This is a genomic window from Rhodococcus sp. 06-221-2, assembly GCF_002258365.1.
Taxonomy (GTDB): domain Bacteria; phylum Actinomycetota; class Actinomycetes; order Mycobacteriales; family Mycobacteriaceae; genus Rhodococcoides; species Rhodococcoides fascians.
On the sequence record NZ_NOYJ01000011.1, the window covers coordinates 81,317 to 98,415 of the forward strand.

The 17,099-nt window shown below is 64.8% G+C and carries 11 protein-coding genes; 3 read left to right on the plus strand and 8 right to left on the minus strand.

The features are described from left to right. Nucleotides 1-121: 121 nt before the first annotated feature. The 5 genes from CH281_RS06370 to CH281_RS06390 all read right to left on the minus strand — a co-directional run bounded on the left by CH281_RS06370 (nt 122) and on the right by CH281_RS06390 (nt 10,537). The gene (locus tag CH281_RS06370) at nt 122-892 is read right to left on the minus strand and encodes a hypothetical protein (RefSeq protein ID WP_256983381.1); all 771 of its coding nucleotides are present in this window, start codon (nt 890-892) and stop codon (nt 122-124) included. Nucleotides 893-1,398: 506 nt separating this feature from the next. After that, nucleotides 1,399-4,716 (minus strand): arabinosyltransferase domain-containing protein, encoded by a 3,318-nt coding sequence (locus CH281_RS06375; protein WP_094693462.1) that lies wholly within the window; start codon nt 4,714-4,716, stop codon nt 1,399-1,401. Nucleotides 4,717-4,791: 75 nt separating this feature from the next. Next, nucleotides 4,792-7,962 carry an arabinosyltransferase domain-containing protein gene (locus CH281_RS06380; RefSeq protein WP_256983382.1) on the minus strand — a complete coding sequence of 1,057 codons (3,171 nt, stop codon included), beginning with the start codon at nt 7,960-7,962 and terminating at the stop codon, nt 4,792-4,794. Between the two features lie 10 nt (nt 7,963-7,972). Further along, the gene (locus CH281_RS06385; protein WP_094693466.1) at nt 7,973-9,742 is read right to left on the minus strand and encodes a glycosyl transferase; all 1,770 of its coding nucleotides are present in this window, start codon (nt 9,740-9,742) and stop codon (nt 7,973-7,975) included. A gap of 96 nt (nt 9,743-9,838) precedes the next feature. Beyond that, the gene (locus CH281_RS06390) at nt 9,839-10,537 is read right to left on the minus strand and encodes a nitroreductase (protein ID WP_094693468.1); all 699 of its coding nucleotides are present in this window, start codon (nt 10,535-10,537) and stop codon (nt 9,839-9,841) included. Between the two features lie 79 nt (nt 10,538-10,616). On the opposite strand from CH281_RS06390, the gene CH281_RS06395 reads away from it, so the two are divergent. After that, on the plus strand, nt 10,617-11,069 hold the full coding sequence (locus tag CH281_RS06395; RefSeq protein ID WP_094693470.1) for a winged helix-turn-helix transcriptional regulator: 453 nt from the start codon (nt 10,617-10,619) through the stop codon (nt 11,067-11,069). A 42-nt stretch (nt 11,070-11,111) separates the two neighbouring features. Here CH281_RS06395 and CH281_RS06400 read toward each other — a convergent pair whose 3' ends face one another. The 3 genes from CH281_RS06400 to CH281_RS06410 are packed head-to-tail and all read right to left on the minus strand — an operon-like array spanning nt 11,112 to nt 15,327. Further along, nucleotides 11,112-13,109, minus strand: a complete 1,998-nt coding sequence (locus CH281_RS06400; protein WP_094693472.1) for a galactan 5-O-arabinofuranosyltransferase — start codon at nt 13,107-13,109, stop codon at nt 11,112-11,114. 5 nt (nt 13,110-13,114) lie between these two features. After that, nucleotides 13,115-13,879, minus strand: a complete 765-nt coding sequence (locus tag CH281_RS06405) for a decaprenylphospho-beta-D-erythro-pentofuranosid-2-ulose 2-reductase (RefSeq protein WP_032366765.1) — start codon at nt 13,877-13,879, stop codon at nt 13,115-13,117. Next, nucleotides 13,876-15,327, minus strand: a complete 1,452-nt coding sequence (locus CH281_RS06410) for an FAD-binding oxidoreductase (RefSeq protein ID WP_027494795.1) — start codon at nt 15,325-15,327, stop codon at nt 13,876-13,878. Before CH281_RS06410 ends, CH281_RS06405 begins: the two co-directional genes overlap by 4 nt. 47 nt (nt 15,328-15,374) lie before the next feature. Between CH281_RS06410 and CH281_RS06415 the strand changes: the two genes are divergently transcribed. Continuing rightward, on the plus strand, nt 15,375-15,893 hold the full coding sequence (locus CH281_RS06415; RefSeq protein ID WP_080729430.1) for a GtrA family protein: 519 nt from the start codon (nt 15,375-15,377) through the stop codon (nt 15,891-15,893). Nucleotides 15,894-16,066: 173 nt separating this feature from the next. Beyond that, nucleotides 16,067-17,095 carry a TerC family protein gene (locus CH281_RS06420; protein ID WP_094693474.1) on the plus strand — a complete coding sequence of 343 codons (1,029 nt, stop codon included), beginning with the start codon at nt 16,067-16,069 and terminating at the stop codon, nt 17,093-17,095. Nucleotides 17,096-17,099 lie beyond the last annotated feature (4 nt).

Genomic DNA, 17,099 nt, shown 5'->3' on the forward strand with positions numbered 1-17,099 from the left:
TGGGATCAATGTGGGTTTCAGTCGCTCTGACTGCAACAAAGCCGCATTCATTCGTCTGTCTCCCCGAGCCAGAAGCGAATGAATGCGGCTTTGTTGCAGTTGAAGTGCTTGCAAGAGACATTCATCCGGTCGACGTCGCGCTCCGTCGAAGAACGAGGTTCGGACGGGGCCGCGCCAGAGCCTGTTGATAGCCGGCCCGGAGATCCGCGAGCACGCGCTGGGGGTCGTCCCGGATGTCCTGCGGCAGATGTGACACCACGATCGCGCCGTGGCGTTGCAGGAGAGCTCGGCGAGCCATCGTGTTCGCATGATCGATCGGCGAGAGGTGATGAGCGAGGGAGTCGATCTCCCACCCGAAGCAGACTGTGTCGAGGAAGCCGTCGGGGCTACCGAGGAATGTACCGTCCGAGGTGAACAGCCGGGCATTGTGAATCATTGGTGGGAGTCCGCTCGATCGGTAGAGCCGTTGAGCGTCCGCCTCGGCGACGGAGTGAGCGTTTCCTTCCAGATCCCTGATCGCCAACCGTGTCGATGCGCTGTAGCGTCTCGGCCCCTCCGCCAATTCGATTGCCAGCTCTTCGAGTGATGCCGCACCCCGTCTGATGATCTCCGCAATCAAAGCCGTGCACTGAGATCGTCCGCGTAGTGCGCGGGTCGCGTCGACGACACTCCGGGATACCGGAGCGCAGCGCGGACCGTGGTCGAACACCGTTTCGGGCATGCGCCAGGTGCGTTCGGATCGGACGAACTTGACGGATGCTCGCTGCATCTCGTTCGGGACGAGAATGTGAACTTCATTCGACGGTGGATTCGGCCCCAAGCCATGCACACTCAATGCCGCGTTCCCAGTGAGGATGCTGTGTGGACCGCCGTACGCCAGGGCAGCAGCCATTCGCTGTCGGTGAGATGGGAAGCCGTTGTGCAGCAGCACCACCCCTGGGAGCAAGTGCTGCCAAGGTCCGCCGGCTGCGCATCGGCCGGCTACCGTCCCGTCCGCGACACCGGCCGAGCAAAGCTGTGCCCTTGTCACGACGCCGTGATCGGCGACGTCCTCGAGCATTGATAGGTCTGTGGCCCAAACTCCCCGTTTCATGCCTCGACTGTCGAACGCGACACTGACACTTCGACGTCGAAAACGGCCGTTCAGGGGTTCCCTGTGGATGGTCGACGAGGTTGTGCACAAATGTCTCGAGGGCGTGTCTTGTGCACCGAAGACTGTCGGGGGTCGGTGGTAAGCCCCCGATCCATCGATCGTGCGCCAAACCCCGCTCCATCGGCCGTACGCCAACCCCCGTCCGCATGAATGCGGGATTCAGTCAGTCAGAGTGCAACAAAGGGACATTGATCCCAAAAAGGAGCGGGCGACACCACGCGGAGGGGCGGGCGGGGCTGGGTGGACTACTTCTCGAAGACTCGCAGCTTTCCGTCTTCGTAGAATCCCGATCGCGTGGTTTCTCCGGTTTGCAGGTCGGCGGGTACGGCGTTGGGGTAGTACTGCTCGTAGCGCTCCAGTGAGCCCCAGTCCCTGGCCCAGTCGTTTTTGAGGTAGGTGGGGACGGCAACAGGCTTGGCGAGTAGTTCGGACCATCCGAGCGGTCCGCCGTTCTCGCCGGACTGCCAGGTGTCGGTGGAGCTGACGGCCAGTGGGCGGTCGGGGAGGATGCGGTAGCCCGGTACCTCGGCGACGCCGTAGCGGTGGTCGAACGGCCGTTGGCACGGGAACTGGAGTCCGACAGCCCAGTCGAGCAGAACGGGCTGCTCACTGCCGATCATGGTGTTCAGATTCTCCATTACCGGTACTCGCGGCGGGGTGAATGCGAGCCACTGGTCGCCGGTGAGGTTGGGGTCGTTGGCGACGATGCGGACGGCGTCGGCGTCGGGTGCGATGTCTGCCAACGGAACTCGCAGGTTGCGCCACGAGGGTGCGGGTCCGATGTCCCGAGGTAGGTAGGTGCCCTGCGCCTGGACGCTTCCGTCGGGCTGACGCTTGCCGTATTCGAGCAGCAGCGACTGGCCGTAGGTGAGGGCACCGGTGTCGTCGTAGGACCAGATACGTCCGGCTGCGGAGAACACGACCAGTGGTGCGTCGTCGCTGCGGGCGGGTAGCTGGTACCAGCTCGAGGTGGCCTCGGCCGGTTCCTGGATTCCTTCTTGGTAGGAGCCGAGGACGGGTGTGGTGGCGGGGTCGAGTCCGAAGGGCAGGGCGGCGGTGGAGCCGTTGACGCCCAGTGCGCCGGTGCCTCCTGCTGTGCCCGAGCTCTGGCCTTCCTCGAAGGCGGGTCCGACGGCTTGTTGGTCGGTGTTGCCTTGTCCTGGTTTGACTTCCACGGCGTCGGCGCTGAGGTCGCTGGGGATTCCGTTGGCGGTGAAGTTGCGCAGGGTATCGCTGGCTCCGCCGAGGGGGCCTGCGACGGGATCGAATTCACCCGGCAGGGGGCTCAGTACATCAGCGTTGGGATCGGCTTCGACGAGCACGTCGTTGGCGAGTCCGCACGAATTGCCCAGTACCGATTGCACATTGGAGCGTGCGAGCGAGTAGGCGGGATATTGGGAGACGGCACCCTTGACGAGGGAGAGGACCTCGAACAGCACCATGATTCCGGCGATGACGGTCAGTGGTGCGGCAGCGAACTTGCGAATGCGTCTACCGCGGGCCGACGTCGGTTTCGGTTGTGGCGGTGCGTATCCCTCACGTAGGTATTGGAATGCCGCGACGGCGAGAACCAGTCCGAAGAGGACGAGGAACAGCGAGCCGGATTCGTTGCCGCCGAGCGAGACCGTCTTGTCGAACCACGGCACGCCGTAGCTCGAGACGTACCAGTACCCGTTGATGCCCGAGAACGACAGTGCGAGAACGAACATCAGGCCGGCCGTGAACAGTGATCGGTTCCGGCGTGAGCGCAGTGCACTGGCCGAGACGGCCACTGCGGTCAGTGCGGCGAGCCCACCGGCGATTCCGGCGTAGGAACCGAAGTGGTGAGTCCACTTGGTGGGGTTGAACATCATGAAGAAGATGGTTCCGAGGACGACGCCGAGCAGTCGCCACGCAGGCCCGTTCGCGATGCCGGGAATGCGCCGGCGGCGCAGGAGCACGAACAGCGTGGTGAACAGGCACAGGAGCATCGCGAGGAACGCGAAGCGGCGGGCCACGGAACCGTCGACGGTCTGGACGAAGAGGTAGTAGTACCGCAGGAAGTCTTGGTACCACGCCTCGTTGGGGCCGATGATGGTGCGCACTCGGGTGGATTCGATGACCGTCGCGAAGGTCTGGTCGGCGAACACGACGACGAGGACGAGTACTCCGGCAGCGGCCAACGGTGCCAGCATGGCGAGGGTGCCGACCTGCCGGTGGCGTCGGACCACGATGCGAGCGATGGGCCGGGCTCCGGCGAGAAGCGCTGCGACACACATCAATCCGGTGGGTGCTGCGGCCAGGGTGAAGGCACCGATGAGGCAGGCGGCGGCTGCGGGAAGCAGTCTGCCGGTGGCGATGGAGCGTTCGATCGAGCACCAGGTCAGCAATGCGCCGAGGGCGACGATCGGCTCGGGACGCAGTCCGTTGTTGTACGGGAGCCAGAAGGCGAGGAACACCAATCCGCCGGTCCACAGCGCCACGTTCGATTTGCGCACGGCGCGTCCGAGGCGCGGCACCACCTCGCGGCTGATCACCATCCAGCACAGGACTCCGGCGATCAGGGCGGGCAGGCGCATCCACGGGCTCGCGGTCGAGATCTTGGCGAAGACGGCCAAGACGTCGTAGTACCAGCCGAACGGTGCCTCGGGGACGCCGAACCAGCGGAAGTAGTTGGCCATGTAGCCGGAATGTTCGGCCGCGCGGGCCATGGTGAGCAGATAGCCGTCGTCGGAGGTGTTGGCACCGACGAAGTGCCAGCCGACGAGGACTCCGAGAACCGTGACGTCGACGCCGGTGAACTTCCACCAGTGCGACGGGAAGAAGCGGCGGTGCGCGCGGCGGTCGGTGCCGTCGAGCCGTGCGAGCGCGCCCATGGCCAGCAACGTGCAGGCGATCGCCAGCACCATGATCAACGACTTCAGGATGGTCGGAGTCGACGAGAAGCGGGAGTCGACGTCGACGGTGACCGACATGTCGGCCGGGGCCGCGCCACTGAGATCACTGAAGATGCCGACGACCTGCGGACGGAGATCGCCGTCGAGCCGACCCTGGACGGGTTGGCCGCTCTCGTCGGTCAGTCCGGTGAAGGCCGCGGAGGTGTACTGGTCGTTCGAGGTGATCTCGATGGCGGCGCAGCGCGTGCTCTGGACGTCGGCGCGCGGTGCCGTCGCGACGACGACGTTGCGGTCGAGGACATCGACGTTCGACTCGCCGACGCGAACGAACAGGCTGTTGAGGGCGGCACCCTCACCTTGCGGGGGTGCGGTCGCCAGCAATAGCCCGCCCGACGCGGGTAGTGCGGCCACAGCAGAGCACGGGAGGGTTGCGGACAGTCGCAGGGGTGCCTGGGACACCAGTGGGGCGTCCACGTCCTGTAGGAGGCCGTTCTGCGGCCACTCGATACTCGCGGTGGTCTGCGTGACGGGTGCGAACGGAGTGATCAGTGCGAACAGCACGCCGAGTATGCCGGCCACCATCGCGATCAGCCGGGGAATCCGTACCTGAGCACGAAGTTCGTCCGAGGCTCCGAGCGGAGCGGGGACGGGGGGACCAGCTGATGAATCTGTCACGACGTCGGGCACGATTGTCGATGTTATGCGAGCGTGACTTCGAGGTCACACAGGCGCCGTCCCCGGATCCGATGGAGAAACAGGGAATCAGCCGGTCTTCATCGGTCCGTCGCTGGACAGTCCCGACCGAGACTGTTGCTCGACGGTGATCCCGGCGGTCGCGGCAGCCGGATCGAGTGGCGTGTATCTCTCGATCGACCCCCAATCGCGGGCGTAGTCGTCGGCGAGATACGACGGCAGAGTCTGGGCACCGAGAAGCAGTTCGGTCCACCCCAGCGGGCCGCCGCCGAACGAGTCCTGCCATGCGTTGGTGGATTCGGCTCCGGTTCGGTCGGGCAGGATGCGGTACTTCGGCACCTCGGCGACGCCGTCACGGTGATCGAACGGACGCTGGCACGGGAACGCCAGCCCGACCGCCCAGTCGAGCAGAACGGGGTCGGTGGACCCGACCAGAGAATTCAGCGTCTGAGTTTTCGGGACGCGTGGGGGAGTGACGGCGAGCCACTGATCTCCGGCCAGGTCGTTGTCCTCGGCGACGATGCGAACGGCGTCCGCGTCGGCGGGTAGGTCGCTCATCGGTACGCGCAGGTTGCGCCACGACGGTGCCGGGCCGATGTCGAGAGGCGTGACACGGCCGAGTGCCTGGACGTCGCCGCCGTCGCGGCGTCCGTATTCCAGTTCGACGCGTTGGCCCGGGGTGACGATGCCGTCCTTGTCCACCGAGCGAATTCGGCCTGCGGCGGCGATGGCGATCAGGTCGCCCTCTCCAGGCAGCGAATACCAACCGGAGGTCAGTGACGCGGGCTCGGTGGCTCCGAAGCTGCCGAGGACCGGGGTCGTTTCGGGGTTCAGTCCGAACGGCAGAGCGACTGTGCTGCCGTTGATTCCGACGTTCTCGTTGGTTCCGCCCGAGGTGCCTGCGGAGTTCGACGAGGTGGCCGACGCGCTCTCTTCGGAGTCTTCGGGGCGGATGGAGTTGGCACTGCCCTGGGCGGTGTCCTCGGAATCGGCCGTGAGGTCTTCGGCGACGCCGTCCGGGGTGAATCCGGTGCTGCCGCCTGCTCCCAGCGCGTCCGGGGCGGGGTCGATCGGCTGCAGGACGGATCCGTTGACGTCGGTCTCCACCTGCACGTCACCGGCGAGTCCGCACGAGTTGCCCGCGAGTGCGGAGAAGTTGGATCGCGCGATGGAGTACGCAGGGTATTGCGCCACAGCACCTTTGGCGAACGAGAGCACTTCGAATGCGACGACACCGCCGGCGACGATGGTCAACGCGGAGGGGGCGAAGCGTCGACGCGTGGTGGTTTCTGCTGTGCGATAAGGCAATCGGACATGTTGGTACGCGGCATACAGCAGGGTCAGCACGGTCAGGCCGAGCAGGATGGTCGAGAAGCCCTTGCCGGCAATGGACGGCGGCTTGTCGAACCACGGAATGCCGTAACTCGAGACGTACCACCAACCGTTCGAGCTGGTGAACGCCACCGCCGTCAGAAACAGCACTGCGGCGGTGAACAGCGTTCTGTTACGCGGGGATCGGACGGTGGCCGCCGTGACGGCCACCGCTGCCAGTGCGCCGAGAGACGCGGCGAGACCGGCGTACACACCGAAGTGGTGGGTCCACTTGGTGGGGGTGAACATCATCAAAGCCAGTGCGCCCAGCACGATTCCGAGTATCCGACGCGATGGCCCGGTGGCGGTACCGGGGATGCGTCCGTTCTTGCGGAGCATCACCGCGATGCAGACGACGATGCACAGCAGCATCGCGAACATGCCGAATCGTCGGGCGAGCGAGCCGTCGGGGGAGATGGTCATCAACGCGTCCCAGCGCACCCGTTCCTCGAACCAGGGCACGTTGGGTCCGAGAGCCGAGCGCACCCGGGTCGCTTCGAGCACGGTGCTCAGAGTTTGGTCGGCGAAGATCGCGATCACCACGGCCAGTCCCGACGCGATCAGCGGCGCGAGGACCGCGAGCAGCCCCACTTGGCGGGCTCGTTTGACGATGATCATCACGATCGGGCGCAGTCCGGCGAGCAGCGCGGCGACGGCGATCAGTCCGGTAGGTCCGGCGGCGAGAGAGAAGGCGGCGATCAGTGTGCCGACCGCGGCGGGCAGCAGTCGTCCGGTGGCGATGGCCCGCTCGATCGAGCACCACGTGAGCAGCGCGCCCAGGGCGATGACGGGTTCCGGGCGCAGTCCGTTGTCGTAGGGCAGCCAGAAGGCGAGGAACACCAGGCCTGCGGTCCACAGCGCGACGCGGTTGGTCAGTACCGCGCGCCCGAGGCGGGGGATGACCTCGCGGCTGATGACCAGCCAGCACAGCAGTGCGGCGATCGTGGCGGGCAGGCGCATCCAGATGCTGGCGGTGCTGACTTTGGCGAGGGCGGCCAGCATGTCGTAGTACGGCATGCCGAACGGTGCTTCGGGAACGCCGAACCAGCGGAAGTAGTTGGCCATGTATCCGGCGTGCTCGGAGACGCGTGCCATGTTGAGCAGGTAGCCGTCGTCGGAGGTGTTGGCACCGATGAAGTGCCACAACACCAGCACCCCGACGACGACGGCGTCGACGCCGGTCACCGACTTCCAGCGTGACGGCAGGAAGCGGCGGTGACGTCGACCGTCCACGCTGTCGAGGCGATGCAATGCGAACAGTGAGGCGACGACGGCCAGCGCGCCGACGATCATCGCCAGCAGCTTGAACGTCGTCGGGGTCGAGGAGTAACGGGAGTCGATGTCCACGCGCACGTTCAGACCGTCGACCGACGCGGTGAGGTCGGTGAAGATGCCGACGACCTGGGGTCGGACGTCGCCGTCGACAGTGGTGGCCGCGCCGCCGAGGTCGACCACCGTGCGAGCGGCGTTCGAGGAGATGGTCAGCGCGCAATCGGAGGCCAGGTCGGATACGGGAGCCTCGGCGAGAACGCGATCGCGCAGCAGCACCTGCAGTCGATCGTCGTCGACCCGCACGGTCAGTGCTCGCTGCTCGGTTTTCGCCGCCGCGATCGGAGCGGTGGACATCACCGTGCCGCCGCCGTCGAGCCGAGTGGCACTACTGCACGGGATCGTCGCGTTCAAATCGAGCGGGGAGTAGCTCACCAGCGGAGCGTTGACACTGCCGAACGAGCTCTGCGGCCACGATAGCGTGGAGACGTCCTGCTGCACCGGCAGCAGCGGAGTGGCGATGGCCAGAACGGCACCGATGATGCCGGTGACGATCGCTATCAGCCGGGCGGTCGTGATGTTCGGAGCGGTCGCAGGCACACCGGCGATGCTATTGGACGAGCGAGCGCACATCCCACACCCATACGCCGCCGGTGTATTGCGGCTGGACGTCGAGCAGCTCGGTGACCGTGCTGCGCAGGGCGACGGTGTTCTTGCTCGGCGGAAGTACCACGACGTCGGCTTCCCAGAAGCGCATGTCCTGCGCCGCCTGGCTGCGCTGATCAGCGGTGATCTCGGGGACGGTGCCGGAGTCGTAGACCGAGCCGAGCAGCAGCGCCGTCGGGCGATCCACGGCACCGTACTTGGCGACCTTCTCTTCCTGATCGCTCGGTCCGACGAAGTATCCGGCGGCCAGCGTGAAGCCCATGTCCGCGTCCATCTGCCAACGCAGCGGCCGGGCGTCCTCGGGCCGTGGGAGAGGGACGGTGACGACGGAACCGTCGTCGACGTAGTTCTGCCAATCGCCGTCGGCGAAGAACCGGGGTGTGGGGGATTTGTCGACGGTGACCAGCGGCGTCGGGATCAGCGGAACGAGGGCGAGGGCGAGTCCGGCGATCCAGAATGCCGGCAACGGCCGTAGTCCGTTGCGGAACGTCCGATCGGTGGCCAGGACGAGCAACAGAGCCAGCGCAGGGACCGCGCCGAGGGCGAAGCGGGTCTCGAGGACGGATTCGACGAGTGGGTATTCGGCGAGTTTCGTCCACGGCAGGGTGATGCCGGTGTCGTTCTTGCCGATCATCAGCGTCGCGCCGAGCGAGAGCACGCTCATGACGATGGCCGTGGCAGCCGCGGCTCTGGCGCAGGCAACACGCCACATCCACACTGCCGCCACGAGGCACAGCACGAGCAGCGGCCAGCCGAAGTAGGCGTTCTCCTCGGTGGCGTTGATCCGTACGTTCTGCCCCGGGGTGGCGACGCCACCGATGGATTGCGTCGGGAACTGGAACAGGGCTTTGGCGTCGTTGCCCATCGGGCCGTGTTCGAGGAAAGAATACGACTGCGGTCCGAAGAACTGCCACCACAGCGGCAACGCGACGATGGCCAGCGCGATGCTCGCCGACACCGCGAGTCGGGGTACGGCATTGCGGACGGCCGGCCACAGGGAACGCGGCCGGGACAGGTAGTAGACGACGGCGAAGATGGCGAACGACATCGCGAAGATCAGCAGCGGTTCTTCGCCGAGCAGGATCTGCAGCGCGACGATCAGGCCGAGCCCGACGGTGTTCTTGGTGGTTCCACCGCCGTGTGCGACGCGGGTGACCAGCATCGCGATGACCGGGAGCAGGAACAGCACCACGAAGTTGGGGTGGCCGTTGGCATGGGAGATGGCACCGGGCGCGAAGCCGCACAGTGCGCCGCCCATTGCGGCGGCACCCTTGGACGCGTTCAACTGACGCGAGAACAGCCAGTACCAGGCGAACGAGGTGCCTGCGAGGCCGATTGTGAGGGCAATTGCCCAGGTCACCGTTGGTCCGAAAAGTAACGTGATCGGGGCCAGCGGAATGGAGATGCCGAACATCGCCGTGTTCGCCATCAGATTCACCCCGAGTGGGTAATTCTGCAGGTCACTGGACAGTGGATTGTCCAGATGCGCGACGGCATGGGCGGCGACGGAGAAGAACCACTCCCACATCGTCTGGTCCTGGCCGCTGTTGTAGAGGTAGCCACCGTTCAGATTGCGCCACTGACCCTGTAGGACGTACACGGCGGCGATCAGAAATCCGACGGCCGCCACGAGGTCGCCTCGCCCGACGCCGGAGTGTCGAGCCGGTGCCGTGGTCGGCTGCCGCTCGAGAACTCTCTGGTCGTGGGTGGTCATCGCGTCGAGGTTACAGAAAGATCACGGTGGGCGAAAACTCGAACGTGCTGGGTCACACCGGCTGGAGTGCGACGCCGCCCCACCCGTATGTACAGATCAGTCACCGATCCAGGTGGCCACGTTCGTCACGTCTGCTCGTTCGGTTCGGAACGAGTTGATCGGGTGCTCCAGGTCCGCGTATCCGAACGAGATTCCGAGCACGATGCGCCGGTGCTCCTGTATGTCGAAGTAGTCGTGCAGAAAATCGGAGTACGACGCGAGGGCGGCCTGTGGGGCGGTGGCGATGCCGAGGCTGTGTGCACTGAGCAGAAAGGTGTTGACGTACAGACCGCAGTCGATCGCTCCGTACTCGCCGAGATCGGCCTCGGTGGTGATCACGGCGACGTGTGGCGCATCGAAGAAGTCGAAGTTGCGGAGCATCTGAGCAAGGGCGCGCGGATCCCCCTTCTCGATGCCGACACTGTCGTAGAGCTGCAGTCCGCACGCACGGCGACGGTCGCGATAGTCGCCGGCGTACTGGGTGGGGAAGGGGATGTCACTCTGCACGGGGCCGCCGCCGCGGACGTGGTCCTGGAGTGTCCGGCGGAAGCGGTCTGTCCCTTCCCCTTCCGTCACGATGACCTGCCACGGCTGGGTGTTGCACCACGACGGTGTGCGCTGGCTCAGCGCGAGCACACGCTCGATATCGCCGCGTGGCACTGCATCCGGCCGGAACTGTCGGCACGTCCAGCGTTCTTCGAGAATTCCGGCGAGTGCCGAGAATTGCTGCCCTCGATCGTCTGTCACAGCGTCCATGTACACCCCTGGTCTCATTTCGAGACTACAAAGTAGCAGCAATAGTCTCGTTTCGAGACTGCTGGGTAAGGTCGACGGTATGCGTCATGCGGAGCTGGCCGATGTGCCCTGCTCGATTTCGAGGTCTCTGTCCGTTCTGGGTGACCGGTGGACGCTGGTGATTCTGAAGTGGTCGTTCGCCGGGGTTCGCCGTTTCAACCACTTCCAGAGCGCCATGGGGATCTCACGAAGTCGGCTGCAGGATCGACTCGACCGCCTCGTCGAGCACGACATTCTCGCCAAGGTGCAGACCGATTCCACCTACGCGGAATACCGGCTGACCCGCAAGGGCCACGACATCTATCCGATTCTGATGGCCTTCAAGGACTGGGGCGACGCGTACATGGCACCCGACGGTGTCCCCGTGCACTACACGCACCGCGACTGTGGGGGCAATGCACACGTGAGGCTCGAGTGTGACTCGTGCGGCGATGAGATCACGGCTCGTCAGGTGCTGCCGGCACCTGACGCGGGTAACCCGCTTGCGCCGTGACGTACTCGGCCTGCGGCCGCGGTCTCGATTCGGCGCGCGGCGTTATGTAGTGCGTACGACCAGTGCGAACGGCCCGATATCGGTCACCGTGAAGCGTGGATCCTCGAACAGTGACTCGGGGAAGGTGACGGTGTAGCGCCGCACATTCGGATCGTTCGGGTAGACGTCCTCCGCGAGTCTCAAGGTGTAGCCGTCGGCGCCGCGGCGGAACAGGAAGGCGTCGGGGGCGCGCCACTGGCTGGTGTCGAGCGCCTCGATCATCTGGTCGGGAGTCTCGAGCTCGGTCCACCGCTCGATGGCGTCGGCCCGCCGATCGAACTGCGCCAGTGGATTGGCGTAGTGCGACGTCAGTCCTTGGAATCCGAAGTACGGGTAGTAGCTCAGGAACGAGGTGTCCGCAGTGAGCAAGACGGTTTCGTCGCGCGGTCGACCGGTCTGTTCGGTCAGGGCGTCGTCGACCTCGCGGTAGTACGAGACGGCGCTCGGCGGACGCATATCGGCACGGTTGCCATCACCGTCGGTGTCGGAGTACGCGACGGTGATCTCGCTCTGCAGTACCTGGGGGATGTTCTGCGCGAAGGCCATTGCGCCGATGGTCGCGACGACGACGGCAGCGATGCGGAACTTCGGTGGCTCGTTGATGGCCTGGTAGATCGCGTGGCTGCCTTCGAGGAATCCGAAAACGCCTGCGCTGCCGAGCAATACGATGAGAACCGCTTCGAGTCGGAACGAGAGCAGTGTGGTGCCCGCAGCCGTGGCCGCCATGGACAGCAACGTCCACAGGTAGACCGCGACGACGCCGACTCCGAGTGCCTGTGCTCGACGCGACGACGAGAAACGTACTGCGACCCATACCGTTCCGAAGAGGCACAGAATGCCCATCATCGAGAACTCGAACATCGGGAACGGAAGCGTTGCACCGGCCTCGGGCAGGTAGTGCAGCGCGGTGCCCGATGTGGACGGTGCGCCGCGGAGGAAGTCGACGAGATACGGCAGCCATACCGTCGCCGCTATGAGGCCCGAGATGACGGCGATCGCAGCCACTTTGAGTGCAATGGGAATCAGGGCCCGCCAGGTCTTGCGCTCGCGACAGGCGAGAACGGCGGCGAACAAGGCCATCAGCACGACGGTGAACGCGGCCAGACCCAGGTACAGGGTGTAGAACGTCGCGGCCAGGCCGAGGAACAGGCCGGTACCGATTACCGCTCCCCAGCCGCCTGCTGCGCGTCCCCCCGTGGGGATGAATGTCCCATTCTTGCCGTCTGACCGACTGGATGCCGCATTCATCCCGACGGGGGTGGCCGCTCCAGCCCCGTCGGAGACAGGAGTGACGGGGCGATGCAACGCGCCCCAGGCCAGGAGCAATGTCGGGGCGAACAGCAGCACGATGACGGCGCTGTAGGCCTCGGGGGAGGCGTAGGCGACAACCAATGCAGTCGTGACAGCGCTGACGGCGACAGCCCAGTCGCTGCGGATCAGGGCCTTCCACAGTACGAATGCGACCACCGACGTGACGGCAAGCAGTCCGATTGCGTACGGCTTGAACACTTCCCAGCCGTCCATACCCAGCAGGTTGCCGACCCGTCCACCGAGCCAGAACCAACCGGCGGGGTAGAACGGTGGGATGTCGGCGTACGTCATGTCGCGCAACGACGCCGAATCCGTCAGCCGCGTCAGGTATTCGGTGCGAAACTCCTGGTCGACGGAGATGCCGAACAGGTACAGCTTGGTTGCCGCCAAGGGCATTCCGAGGGTGACGGTGACGAAGCCGGAGAGCCCGACCCACGCCGAGAGTCGAGCGATCCACGGCCACTTGCGGATTCGGTACAGGTAGATCGACGACGCGAACAGTGCCGCGGCTACCACCTGGCCCAGAGTTGTCAGAGCGCGAGTGACGTTGGACGAGTTGAACGCCGGCCACTGAACCAGTGAGAAGGCGTACAGCCCGACCGTCGCCACCACGACTGCGACGAGCGCACCGAGAACGATCTCCCCGACGGCAGAGGCGGTTCTGCGAGCCGGTGCAACCCCGTCAGTCATCGAGATCAGATGGGCAGCTTGCGGAAGATCGGCCGCGGCACGTGTCGCAGCACCATCATCACCAGACGCCACGGTGCGGGAGTCCAGATGAGCGGGGTGCCCTTGCGCGAAGCGTTCACCGCGAGCTTCGCGATGACCTCCTTGTCGACGGTCATCGGCGCTTCCTTGACGTGGGCGCTGAACTTGGTGCGCACCATGCCCGGACGAACGACCGTGACCCGAGGGCCGAACTCGCGCAACGCTTCTCCGAGTCCGAGGTAGAAACCGTCGAGGCCGGCCTTGGTGGAGCCGTAGACGAAGTTGGAGCGACGGACCCGCTCGCCTGCCACCGAGGACATGACGATGATGCGGCCGTACGCCTGCGCCTTCATCTTCTCGCCCAGCAGAACGCCGACCGACACCGAAGCGGTGTAGTTGATGTTCGCGGCGAGGACGGCCTTGCGCTGGTCCTGCCAGAGCTGCTCGGCATCGAAGTCGACGGCGAAGGCGACGATGGCGACGTCGACGTCACCCTTGGCCCAGGCCGCGTCGATGACCTTCGGATGCGACGCGGTGTCGAGTGCGTCGAAGTCGATGACGTCCACGGACTTCGCGCCCTTGGCGGTCAGCTGTGCAACGGCACTGTCGCGCAGCGGATCGTTGGGCAGCGCGGCGAGAACGACGCGTGCCGGAGACTTCGACAGGTACTCCTCGGTGATCGCGAGACCGATCTCGCTGGTGCCACCCAGAACGAGAATCGTCTGTGGGTTACCTACGGCGTCTATCGTCACAGCAGTTCCAGCCTTCTAGCCATATCGGAGGCGAAAACGCCTGTGGGGTCTACAGATCGACGAACCTTGATCCATTCGTCGATCCGCGGGTACATCGAGTGGAACGTCTCGGCGTCGGTGCGCGAATCCTTCGCGGTGTACAGACGACCGCCGAACTCGAGCACACGCTTGTCGAGTTCGCGGACGAACTCGTTCAGGCCCGGCTTGATCGGGAAGTCCACGCAGATGTTCCAGCCTGGAATCGGAAAGCTCAGCGGCGCTTTGTTTCCCGGCCCGAACAGCTTGAACACGTTGAGGAACGAGTAATGCCCCGACTTCTGGATGTCGACGATGATCTTCTTGAACTCGTCGACGGCCTCCGGCGGCACCACGAACTGGTACTGCAGAAATCCCTTGGAGCCGTAGGCGCGGTTCCACTCACTGAACATGTCGAGTGGGTGGTAGAACGCTGTAAGGGACTGAACCTTGTTCCGATAATTGCCGGCCTTGCGGTACCAGGCCTCGCCGACGGCGGAGAACGTGTACTTGTTGGCGAGCCCGTTCGGAAAGATATCGGGGAACTTCACGAGCGGCTTGGCGTTGAAGCGCAGCGGATCCTTCTGCAGCTTCTCGGGAAGCTGGTCGAGGCGCGCCAACGATCCACGTGAGAGGGCTGCGCGGCCGAGCTTGGGGGGCGGAGCCACGGCGTCGAACCAGGCGCTCGAGTAGTCGTAGTTGTTCTCACTGCCGTCGCTGTGAAGGGCAATGGTCTCGTCGAGGGTGCTGGTGACGTCGCCGTCGGCGATGAAGTAGGCCGTTTCCGTGGGCGTCATCTCGATCGTCGCGCGCAGGATGATGCCGGTCAGGCCGTTGCCGCCGACCGTCGCCCAGAAGAGCTTGGCGTTCTTGCCCGTCGGCGTCAGGTGGCGGATCTGTCCGTCCGCGGTGAGCAGTTCCATCGAGCGGACGTGGTTGCCGAAGCTGCCCGCGCTGTGGTGGTTCTTGCCGTGGATGTCCGTGCCGATTGCTCCACCGATGGTGACCTGACGGGTACCCGGAAGCACTGGAACCCACAGACCGAACGGCAGTGCAGCACGCATCAGCTGGTCGAGGTTGACGCCACCGTCGACGTCGACGATGCGCGTCGACGCGTCGATGCTGTGAATGCCGTTGAGGGCATTCATGTCGATGACGAGTCCGCCGGAGTTCTGCGCGTTGTCGCCGTAGGAGCGGCCGAGGCCGCGGGCGATGACGCCGCGTCGGAGGTAAGCCGGCTTGGAGTCGTTCTGCTCGGCGACCTGCTTGACCGCGTTCGCGATGAGCTCGGGGTCGGAGGTCGAGAGCACCTCGCCGGTGGAGGGCGCAGTGCGGCCCCAACCAGTGAGTGTGCGGGTCTGCGTGGGTAGCGGCGCAGTGTTCCCGGCCTGTGGTTCCAGGGGGAAGAGTGCGTCGTCGGCTGTCGTGGACATCGCTCAAGAGGGTACCCGCATTGCGATAGCAGCTAATGTCAGTCCTCGTGTCCACCCCTGATCGCTCCATCGAAGACGGCTCCGGGAACGACGACTGGTCGCCCGAGGACGACGAGCTGCAGCATCACGTCCCGCTGCCCGTCGAGTTGCCACTGACCGAGAACATCGCCGACGCGGCCCTCGATCTCAAGACGCAGGTGGTGCGGTTCTTGGCGACGGGTGTGCTGTCGGCGATCGTCGATCAGGGCGTCAACCTGATCCTGCATTTCGTGTTCGGCGTCGGTGTGACGCTGGCCAAGGCGATCGGCTTCGTGCTCGGCACCACCACGGCGTACCTGATCAACCGGCGGTGGACGTTCAACGCGGCACCGTCGCGGGCCCGGTTCCTCGCTGTCGTCGCGCTGTACGGAGTCACCTTCGCCGTCCAGGTCGGCATCTATACCTGGCTCTACCAGGTTCTTCCCGACGGCTTCTGGTACGCCAACGTGGCATTCGTCGTCGCGCAGGGAACGGCGACGGTCATCAACTTCCTGGTGCAGCGGTTCGTGATCTTCAAAATTCGGTAACTGTTGTGGGGCACTAAGTTTCCTTGATCCCGGGCCGAAGTCCTGGTTCAATATGGTCTCAGGAGGGGAGTACCCCCAGCAGCTTCGTCGTCACCACGGCCCGGCAATCCGGGCCCGGCGAGCGGCCCACGTCGGGCGGGAGAGACCTCCAGTTCACAGAACTGGAGGTTGTCATGTCCGTTCCATTCTGGGCTTGGGTGGCAGTACTCGGCTTCATCGTCGCCATGCTGGCGGTCGATTTGTTCGCCCATCGGCGAGCACACGTCATCGGAGTGCGCGAAGCGGCTGTCTGGTCTGGTATCTGGGTCGCTTTCGGCGTTGGATTCGGGGCACTGATCTGGGCCACCGCCGGTGCCGAGTTCGGCCAGCAGTACTTCGCCGGCTACCTGATCGAGAAGTCGCTGGCGGTCGACAACGTGTTCGTGTGGGCCATCATCTTCACGTATTTCGCGGTGCCCAGAGAGTTGCAACACCGCGTCCTGTTCTTCGGCGTACTCGGTGCGCTGGTCTTTCGTGGCATCTTCATCGCCGGGGGATCTGCCCTCATCGCCAGCTTCAGCGCGGTGCTCTACCTCTTCGCGGCCTTCTTGATCTTCACCGGATACCGCATGGTGCGTCAGCGCAACGAGCATCTCGATCCCGAACAGTCTCGTACGCTGCGGTTGTTCCGTCGCTACGTTCCCATGACCGACGCGTTCTACGGGCAGAAGTTCGTGGTGCGCATCGGGGGCGTTGCGTTGGCCACTCCACTGTTGGCGGTGCTCGTACTCGTCGAGGTCACGGACATCGTCTTCGCTGTCGATTCCATCCCGGCGATCTTCGCCGTCACCGACATCCCCTTCCTGGTGTTCACCGCCAACGCATTCGCCATTCTCGGACTGCGCGCGATGTACTTTCTGCTCGCGGACCTGATGCACCGATTCGTGTATCTGAAGGTGGGACTGGCGTTGGTCCTGATCTGGGTCGGCATCAAGATGGCACTCAAGGTCGACGTGTTCTACATCCCCACCGCCGTCTCGCTCGATGTCATCTCGTCGATTCTCGCGATCTCCGTGATACTCAGTTTGCGAGCCACCCGAGGGCAGGATGCGCACCCGGAGGTCGACCAGTCGGCGTCTCCGTTCCGGACGGCGACGGAAACGGAACTTGCTGCGGCTCAACCTTTGTGGAGCACGCGCGGTCGACGGAAAGACCGTCTGTAGCCTT

Coding starts and splice junctions, on each gene's coding strand:
- CH281_RS06370 (WP_256983381.1), bottom strand. CDS start 892: ATGGCTGCTGCCCTGGCGTACGGCGGTCCACACAGCATCCTCACTGGG.
- CH281_RS06385 (WP_094693466.1), bottom strand. CDS start 9,742: ATGACCACCCACGACCAGAGAGTTCTCGAGCGGCAGCCGACCACGGCA.
- CH281_RS06390 (WP_094693468.1), bottom strand. CDS start 10,537: ATGGACGCTGTGACAGACGATCGAGGGCAGCAATTCTCGGCACTCGCC.
- CH281_RS06395 (WP_094693470.1), top strand. CDS start 10,617: ATGCGTCATGCGGAGCTGGCCGATGTGCCCTGCTCGATTTCGAGGTCT.
- CH281_RS06400 (WP_094693472.1), bottom strand. CDS start 13,109: ATGACTGACGGGGTTGCACCGGCTCGCAGAACCGCCTCTGCCGTCGGG.
- CH281_RS06410 (WP_027494795.1), bottom strand. CDS start 15,327: ATGTCCACGACAGCCGACGACGCACTCTTCCCCCTGGAACCACAGGCC.
- CH281_RS06420 (WP_094693474.1), top strand. CDS start 16,067: ATGTCCGTTCCATTCTGGGCTTGGGTGGCAGTACTCGGCTTCATCGTC.